This is a genomic window from Roseiflexus sp., from assembly GCF_057785375.1.
On the sequence record NZ_JBYNRX010000050.1, the window covers coordinates 20,026 to 28,204 of the forward strand.

At 61.1% G+C, this 8,179-nt stretch carries 6 protein-coding genes; 3 read left to right on the forward strand and 3 right to left on the reverse strand.

Going from position 1 to position 8,179, the window contains the following annotated elements:
- The first annotated feature begins 592 nt into the window (after positions 1-592).
- The gene (locus tag AC3EA7_RS08820) at positions 593-2,836 is read left to right on the forward strand and encodes a cellulose biosynthesis cyclic di-GMP-binding regulatory protein BcsB (RefSeq protein WP_488613674.1); all 2,244 of its coding nucleotides are present in this window, start codon (positions 593-595) and stop codon (positions 2,834-2,836) included.
- Positions 2,837-3,110: 274 nt separating this feature from the next.
- The gene (locus tag AC3EA7_RS08825; protein WP_488613675.1) at positions 3,111-5,981 is read left to right on the forward strand and encodes a hypothetical protein; all 2,871 of its coding nucleotides are present in this window, start codon (positions 3,111-3,113) and stop codon (positions 5,979-5,981) included.
- Positions 5,982-6,119: 138 nt separating this feature from the next.
- Here AC3EA7_RS08825 and AC3EA7_RS08830 read toward each other — a convergent pair whose 3' ends face one another.
- The 3 genes from AC3EA7_RS08830 to AC3EA7_RS08840 are packed head-to-tail and all read right to left on the reverse strand — an operon-like array spanning position 6,120 to position 7,563.
- Positions 6,120-6,974, reverse strand: a complete 855-nt coding sequence (locus AC3EA7_RS08830) for an alpha/beta fold hydrolase (RefSeq protein WP_488613676.1) — start codon at positions 6,972-6,974, stop codon at positions 6,120-6,122.
- Between the two features lie 44 nt (positions 6,975-7,018).
- Positions 7,019-7,417, reverse strand: a complete 399-nt coding sequence (locus AC3EA7_RS08835) for a DUF5615 family PIN-like protein (protein WP_488613677.1) — start codon at positions 7,415-7,417, stop codon at positions 7,019-7,021.
- Complete coding sequence (locus AC3EA7_RS08840) at positions 7,333-7,563, reverse strand: DUF433 domain-containing protein (protein WP_488613678.1); 231 nt, start codon at positions 7,561-7,563, stop codon at positions 7,333-7,335. The genes AC3EA7_RS08835 and AC3EA7_RS08840 overlap by 85 nt, the downstream gene beginning before the upstream one ends.
- Before the next feature lie 290 nt (positions 7,564-7,853).
- Here AC3EA7_RS08840 and AC3EA7_RS08845 point away from each other — a divergent pair, with 290 nt between their 5' ends.
- Positions 7,854-8,147 (forward strand): hypothetical protein, encoded by a 294-nt coding sequence (locus tag AC3EA7_RS08845; RefSeq protein ID WP_488613679.1) that lies wholly within the window; start codon positions 7,854-7,856, stop codon positions 8,145-8,147.
- Positions 8,148-8,179 lie beyond the last annotated feature (32 nt).

Genomic DNA, 8,179 nt, shown 5'->3' on the forward strand with positions numbered 1-8,179 from the left:
TTGCTAATCTATCCTTGAGCGATCAGACTCGCCCGTATGCTGCGCGGCGCCGTTGGGCTGTGGTCATATTCGTGCGTTCATCGCAAACGGCAGATGCATTTGTCACTGGTCATATGCGGATCGCACCCGTTGGATCGTTCTATTCTGTGGTGGTATACCATATCGGTTGGCGTGACTTTTGCATCAGATCTACGGTTTCCTTCAAGAGCTATTGATACTGGCGACGCCCACGCACACTATGCTATGATGACCGTGATCGAGGAGTGGAGAGTCTATCCGGACAAGATCATCGGGCAGGCAAAGGCATTGCCTTCGCCCGTCCGGTCGCATTTCACGTAGTGATGTGTCGGACCGCCTCTCATCGAGCGATCACCCAAAACCTGGACCATCAAGGACGTGGAGCAGCTGACGGTGGCTTCGACTGGCTCAGCCACTGTGGGCGGCGACAGGCTCAGCCACTATGGGCGGCGACAGGCTCAGCCACCGTGGGCGGCAAGACGGTCAGGTCAACACAAGCAAGTATTGGGCGACATCTGGTTGTTTGCTCTATAAGCGCGATGAATAATGTGGCGTCAGGCAAAAGGAGTTTTGTATGCATCTGGCGATGCCGTTCTTCCGGCTATGTTGTTGTGCAGCGTTCACGATGGCGCTGACCTTGTTCTCATTTCCCGCGCACGCTCAAAATCCCGAGCCGCAACCAGCATCGACTGAAGACCCCAACATCATCCCTTTTACTCGTCTGGGTGCGACCGATCAAACCCTGAGCGGCGTATTCGACGGAACCCGCTATCTGTTCAATACGCCTGCAAACTGGAAGCTCGAACCGGGCGCACAGGCGCAGCTGGATATAACCGTTTTTTTTCCCCTTGGCGCTGAGCAGCAGCGGCTGGGAGGCTTCCTGGAAGTGCGCTTCAACCGCACCTTGATCGGCACGGTTGAGCTGACCCAACCCGGTGCGCAGCGCGTGACGTTCGACATTCCCGATCAGGCGCTGACACCGGTGCGTGGCGATGGACGACACGAATTAGAAGTTGCGCTGGATAACCCCTCTGGCTGTGATGTCGCGCCGAGTGAACGCACTGCGGTGGTGATTCGGTCAACATCGCGCCTCGTTTTGCCGCATACGCGCATACCACTCGATACAGACCTGCGCAATCTTCCCCGCCCTATTTTTCAGGGATCGTTCGATCCAGATCAGGCGACCATTATTGTGCCAGACGCACCATCAACCAACGACCTTCAGGCTGCACTGACTGTCGCCGCCAGTTTTGGCCGATTGACCGAAGGGAGATTGCAGATTGACCTGACCACGGTGCAGCGCCTGCCTCCTCAGGCACGTACCGGGCGCCATCTCATTCTGGTCGGCAGCCATACCGGGCTGGCGCCAATCGCGCGCGATCTGGCGCTGCCCGCAAGGCTCAATGACAAAGGGTTCAACGCTCCCGGCGCAACAGCCGATGATGGCATTCTACAGATGATTGTTTCGCCCTGGAATGCCGAACGCGTTGTTCTGCTCGTGAGCGGCAGCTCGGAAGCAGGGGTCTCGAAGGCTGCGCGAGCATTGGGTGCATTGCCGGTGCGGATCAATGAACGCCCTGATGTCGCAGTGGTGCGTGATTTGCCCGCAGCATCCGCAGAAGCGCCGCTGGCAATCGACCAGCGCCTGAGCGATCTCGGTCTGGAACCACGGGTGATCCGTGATCGCACCGGAACATTCGATCTCCGGTTCAACCTTCCTGCTGGCCAACAACTCGATGAAGGCGCCTACTTCGATCTGGTGTTCAATCATGCCGCAACGGTCGATTTCGGCCAGTCGAGTGTCTCGGTTGGATTGAATGGCGTGCCAATCGGCAGTGTGCGCTTCAGCGACGAAACCACGCGCGTGACGACCAGTCGTATCACGCTCCCGCCTTCCGCCGCCCGTTCCGGCGCCAATGTGCTGACGATCCAGACGAACCTTGCGCCGCTGTCGCTCTGCACCGATACACGGAATATCGATCTGTGGGCGACGATCTGGCCCGAATCAGCGCTCCATCTGCCGATGAAACCGGCGACTGCCGAACCGCGCCGGACGTTCAATCTCAGCAGTTATCCTCTACCATTCACGCTCAATCCATCACTTGCCACCACAGCCTTCGTCGTTCCGCAGAATGCGCCAGTCGCCTGGAATGCGGCGGCGTTACTTGCATTCCACATGGGACGACCAACGCGCGATGCCATCCTTCAACCTGTTGTCGCATTCGCGGATAATGTTCCGGCGGATGTGCGTACAGCACGTGATCTGCTGATCATCGGCCGCCCTGGTAATCTTCCCATCCTGACCGACCTCAGCGATGTCCTGCCGGCGCCGTTCGATCCCGGCAGCAATGTGCCGCGTTCTGTCGATACGCCCGTTGTGTATCGCGTGCCGCCCGATGCAAGCGTTGCGTACCTGCAAATGATCACGGCGCCATGGAATCCTGAGCGGGTGGTGGTTGCCGTCCTCGGCAGCGATGATGCCAGCATCGAGCAAGCGACGATCATGCTGGTCGATCCGCGCCAGCGCACTCGTCTTGCCAGTACGCTCGCAATTATCGATCCGCAACAGCGTGTGACCCTTGGCAATGGGCGCGCAATCGTGACCGGACCTTCACCGACGCCTGCTGCAACCGCCACGCCTGCTGCTGAACCGGCGGTGCAACCGACCGTGCAGCCCGTTCAACCGACGCCGGTTCCCGCCCAGAACACCTCGTCGAATAGCCTGCCGCTGCTGCTGGTGGCGCTTCTGGCAGCCGTGATCGGTGTTGGGGTAGTGGTTTTCTGGCGCGCCCCGTGGCGACGACCGCCAGGAATGTGACGCTCTCAGGTTCCCGGCCGTTGTTCCCCTCATCCCCCCAACCCCCTTCTCCCACACGGGGAGAAGGGGGCGCTGGAACCGTCCGAACGGGGAGAAAGGGGCGCTGGAACCGTCCGAACGGGGAGAAGGGGGCGCTGGAACCGTCCGAGCATCGCTGCGGGCGAAAGCCCTTGCTGAGGATGTGCTCAAAAGACCACCCTTTGCGAGGGAACACGATGAGGGGTAAGATCGTCAGTATAGACAACGCCGCCATTTTCGACGTATACTCACATCTATGCTGATGCAACGTCGACTGCAACCTGCGCACACAACGACCTTGCTGTTCGTCCTGTGCCTGCTTCCGTCCCTTACGCCTGCGCTGGCTGCGCCGGCGGCGCAGCCGCAGCCTTCGCTCCCGCCACTCGTCTTTGTAGCGCGCAGTCGCCTGGCGACCGGCGATTACCTTTTCCCGCGCGATGTCGGTCCGGCAGGGCATTTGATCACCGGCATGACAAAGTTCGCGCCCGGCTCGAAACTGCTCATCCGCGATCAGGCGGGGCAACTGCGCGTTCTGATCGACACGGCGCGTCCCACGGGCGATCCACTCAATCCGCTGGGGTTGCGCGATGTGCAGTCGCCTGATGTGTCGTTCGATGCGCAGCGCGTTGTGTTCGCCGGAACGTTCGGACCGGAAACGTTTCGCAATCAGCCGAATGGTCGCACGTATTACTCATGGCGGCTGTTCGAGATTGGCATCGATGGACGCGGGTTGCGCCAGCTAACCCATTCCGACCGTGACATCACGATCCCCGATGGTCCGGCGAATGCCGAAGCATATGCGTTCTACGACGATCTCTTTCCAGCGTATCTGGCGGACGGGCGGATTGTGTTCAGTTCGTCGCGCTATCCGGCGCGTTCCCCCTACGATGGTCGACGGGCATTCAATCTGTACATCATCGATGGCGATGGCGGCAATATGCGCCGCCTGACGACCGAACGCTCCGCAGCGCTCCATCCGGCGCCGCTTCCTGATGGCAGTATTGTGTTCAGCCGCTGGTGGGTCAACTTTAACCAGCCGAGTGAACGCGGCATTTACAATCGCATTGATAACCGCGCCGGCTCAGAAATCGCCCGCGACCAGAGCGGACGCCCGATCATCGTTGAACGGCGCATTCAGGTGGTCGAAACCGCGCAACCCGCGCCGGCGGCGCCGCAACCGACCGCACCGCCGAAACCAACGCCGATACCAACCATTTCGTTCGTGGAAAAGATCGACCCCGCCACCGGCAGCATTGTGCGTTTGACAAAGACGCCGGCGCCGCCGCCGCCAACGCCGCGCGTGCGCCCGACTGCGACGCCGGTTGCAGCATCGCAGGGCGGTACGACCCGCACCATCGTCGTCGAGCAGCCGGTCACCGGGTATCGCCTGCCGGACGGGACGCTGGTCTATTCGAATACCAACGCCACCTTCAACCCTGCGCGTGGTCGGCTGGCGGACGGGTTCCCCATCCGCGATGCGCCGAACACCTGGCATCTGATGGCCATCGAGGCTGATGGCAGCGGCATGCGACGCTTCGCCTGGACGCCGCGCTACGCATCGGCGCTCACCAATGATGGCGGTCTCGATACGTACAACGCAGTGCAACCAGCCGTCGTGCTGTCCGGCGGCGAACTGCTGGTGGCATACACGACGCAGCGCGATCAGACGATGGCGCATTCGACGCTCTACACCGGCATTCGCGTCGCGCGCCCCGGCATCGAAAACATGGCGCTGAACACCACCGAGTCGATCGCCGGGTACCGCTGGGACGACGGAAGCGCGTTTCGCCCGCCGTATGCGCTGGCGCCCGCCGGATTGCCTGACGGACGGATCATCTTCTCGCAGACGACTGCCGCGCCCGCACGCACCGGCGCCTACACGGACACCCGCAACGGGCGCACCATCACGCTGCGGCTGCAATCGTCATCGTTGCGCTACGAATTGCGCACAATCCACCCCAATGGCGCACAGAATGAAGTTGTGCCGCTCGAAGGATTGTCCACCGATTACGATGCAGTGGAAGCCAGACCGATCGTGGTGCGTCCGGTCGGCGATGGACCGGGTATGTGGCGTCTGCCGCGCGGCACGCCGCCGCCGGTGAGCGACGATCCGCTGGAGAGCAATGTGCCATTCGGTCTGCTCGACACCTTTGGCAACCCGGCGTATGCCTGGAGCCGCCGGAACATCCAGAGCGTGGAATTGGTTGCCGTGCACAACGCCAATGTCTATGCCAATCCGCCGCTCGAGTTTCCATTCATCAACAACTCGCCGCCGCCGGGGAGCGTGGCGTTCGCCGACATCTACATCGACGCCAATCAGTTTGGCGGCGCCACATCGCGCGCCGCCAACCCAGACGATCAGGCGCGCGCCGTTAAGTGGCTGACAGTGCCGGTGAACCCGGATGGGTCGTTCATCGGCTCGGCGCCCGCCGATGTGCCCACGTTCATTGTGCTGCGCGACAAGAACGGGCGCATTGTGCGCGGCGGCAATCGCCACACGCTCAGTATCGCGCAGGGAAACTCCGCCGGACGCCCTGGACAGCCGATGTTCTGCATTGGCTGCCACATGGGGCATGCAAGCGGTTCAATCGCCAACCCGTCGCTCGCCGAACGCGGCTGGACGAACATCGCCCCTGCGGCTGCCATCGCCGCGTCCTCCTCGGTCGAGAATGGCGCGCCGACGCGGATCAACGACCGGCGTGGATATGTGACGGCGCCCAACAGAACGCTGATTGACCGGACACCGCCATGGACGGCGAACGGCGGCGTGGGGCAGTGGATCCGGCTGGAGTGGCAACTGCCAATGGCGATCCTCGAAGTGCGGCTGGTCGGCGCAGAGCCAGGGCAGGAAGGGCGCAGCGCCGATTATGAGGTGAGCGGCGAGTTGCGCTTCTACCTGCGCGGGCAGGAAATCGCTGGCGCCGCCCGAACCGTCGAGGCGGTCGCGCCGCTCTCGCGCGGCGGTACGATTGTTCGCCTGCCGCAACCGATCGCCGCCGACCGTGTTGAGTTCACCGTCACTGCCGTGCGCGGCACGCAACGCGGCGCGCCGGCGCCCGCCGCCCTCAGCGAAATCGAAGTCGCCGGACAGGGCGCGACGGTGGATGCGCTCGGCAGCAGACCCTGATAGAGCGATCACCCAAACCCGGACAATCAAGGACGTGGAGCGGCAGACGTTGGCGTCGACAAGATCAGCCAACGTCTGCCGCTCGACGATTACCACGAGCAATGATTGTGCAACATCTGGTTGATCGCTCTATGAGATCTATCCCTCCGCGAAGAATGCCCGTAGCGCCGCATATGTTTCCTCTGGCGCTTCTTCGGGGAGAAAGTGTCCTCCTGGAACTGCATGCCCGCGCACATCGACTGCGTGCTGCCGCCAGACCGCCAGCAGGTCGTAGCGTCGCCCGACGAACCCCTCCGCTCCCCAGAGCACGAGTAACGGGCAGGTGATTGGCACGTGCAGGTCGGCTTCGTCGTGGCGCAGATCGATGCTCGCCGCCGCCCGATAGTCCTCGCAGGTTGCATGGATCGTCGCCGGATCGCTGAAGCAGCGCACGTATTCGGCGAACACCTCCGGCTCAACAGCGGACGGCGTTCGTCCCCAATGGGCAAGTTTTTTGCACAGGTAGTACGCCGGATCGGCGCCGATCAGGCGTTCTGGCAGGTCGTAGGGTTGAATGAGGAAAAACCAGTGGTAGTAGGCTTCGGCAAAGGCGCGGTCGGCGGTCGTGTACATGTGGAGCGTGGGAGCGATGTCGAGCACTGCGGCGCGGATCACGGCAGCAGGATGGTCGCGACAGAGACGGTGGACGACGCGCGCGCCGCGGTCGTGACCGGCGACCATGAAGCGCGAGAAGCCGAGCGCATCCATCACTTCGACCATATCCTGCGCCATGGCGCGTTTGCTGTACGCCGCGTGATCGGCGCCGCCGGGGGGCTTGCTGCTGTCGCCGTAGCCGCGCAGGTCTGCCGCGACGACAGTGAAATCGGCAGCCAGCCGCGGCGCCACCTTCCGCCACATCAGATGGGTCTGCGGGTAGCCGTGGAGCAACAGCAGCGGCGGACCAGACCCGCCGTGCAGCAGGTGGATTGTGGCGCCTTGCGTTGTGACGCGCATTGATCGAAACCCGTGAAACACCGAAGCGCCTCTTGCGATTGACCTCAGATTGCAATTTCGTGATACGACCCTGGCACAATCGTGTCCAGAACAGATTGAATATCGGCCACCCGATTGCGAATACGTGGCCAGGAGGTAGATCGAAGCACCACAATCGCAAGACGGCGCCCTGTCAGATTTTGTTGATAGCGCAGGTTTTGATCGGTTGTTATCAATACATCAAATCCGTCCCGTTCAGCGGCATCCAGCAAGGCGCTATTCGTCAAGGTCGCCCATCCAAGATCATACACGGTTGTCATCGTATGTCCGCGCAAGTGGCGCCGCAATGGAACGGGCGCACCTTGATCGAATACCATCTTCATGCCGTCGTGGCCATCGTCAGTATCTGAACCTCGTAGTTCAGAACTGCTTCTACCTGAGCGCGTGAGACGCCGGGGAACCATTCGAGGAACTGATCGATAGTCGCACCATCACGCAGGTTTTCAAACAAGGCGGCAACAGGAACCCGCGTCCCACGAAAGACCCAGACGCCGCTGACGATGTCCGGATGGCGTTCAACCGCATCAAGGGCATCCAACGATTTGGTCATGACGCCCTCCTGTCAGTCGTTCGAGCATGCGTATTGTAGCACAATGGCCGTAGTCCCAGGCACATCAAATGGGTCTGCGGGCAGCCATGGAGCAACAGCAGCGGCGGACCAGACCCGCCGCGCAGCAGGTGGATCGTGGCGCCTTGCGTTGTGACGCGCATTGATCGAAACCCGTGAAACACCGAAACACCTCTTGCGTAGTATTCAACGATAGTACTCGCAGCAATCGCCAGGTTCGACATCGATACCAATGCAGTCTATTCACCTGCACAGATGAAAGCGAGCAAGCCATGGCACGTCTTATCAAGCAACCCGACGCCATCCGCCAGGACTTTTATCGTCGTATCCGGAAAAAAATTCAACGCGATAAAGATGCGTATCTACGGCGCGTCAGACGCGACATGCCATTTTTCGACAGCATGGCGCACGGATTTGCCGGTTTTATGTTTGATATGGATCAAATCCTCAATCAAGCATTCACTACCGTACACTTTTTTACGCAAAGCTACTCTACCATCTGGAAGGCAACGGGAATCTCTTTGCCTTCGTTCAAAAGGTGCTCCAGCAAGCGCAACCCCAACTGAAAGAGGCTCAGATCGCAACGCTTGCCGCGGTG

What these genes read in the sequence shown, in the direction of transcription:
- AC3EA7_RS08820 (WP_488613674.1), top strand. Translation starts at nt 593, where the DNA reads ATGCATCTGGCGATGCCGTTCTTCCGGCTATGTTGTTGTGCAGCGTTC.
- AC3EA7_RS08825 (WP_488613675.1), top strand. Translation starts at nt 3,111, where the DNA reads ATGCTGATGCAACGTCGACTGCAACCTGCGCACACAACGACCTTGCTG.
- AC3EA7_RS08830 (WP_488613676.1), bottom strand. Translation starts at nt 6,974, where the DNA reads ATGCGCGTCACAACGCAAGGCGCCACAATCCACCTGCTGCACGGCGGG.
- AC3EA7_RS08835 (WP_488613677.1), bottom strand. Translation starts at nt 7,417, where the DNA reads ATGGTTCCCCGGCGTCTCACGCGCTCAGGTAGAAGCAGTTCTGAACTA.
- AC3EA7_RS08840 (WP_488613678.1), bottom strand. Translation starts at nt 7,563, where the DNA reads ATGACCAAATCGTTGGATGCCCTTGATGCGGTTGAACGCCATCCGGAC.
- AC3EA7_RS08845 (WP_488613679.1), top strand. Translation starts at nt 7,854, where the DNA reads ATGGCACGTCTTATCAAGCAACCCGACGCCATCCGCCAGGACTTTTAT.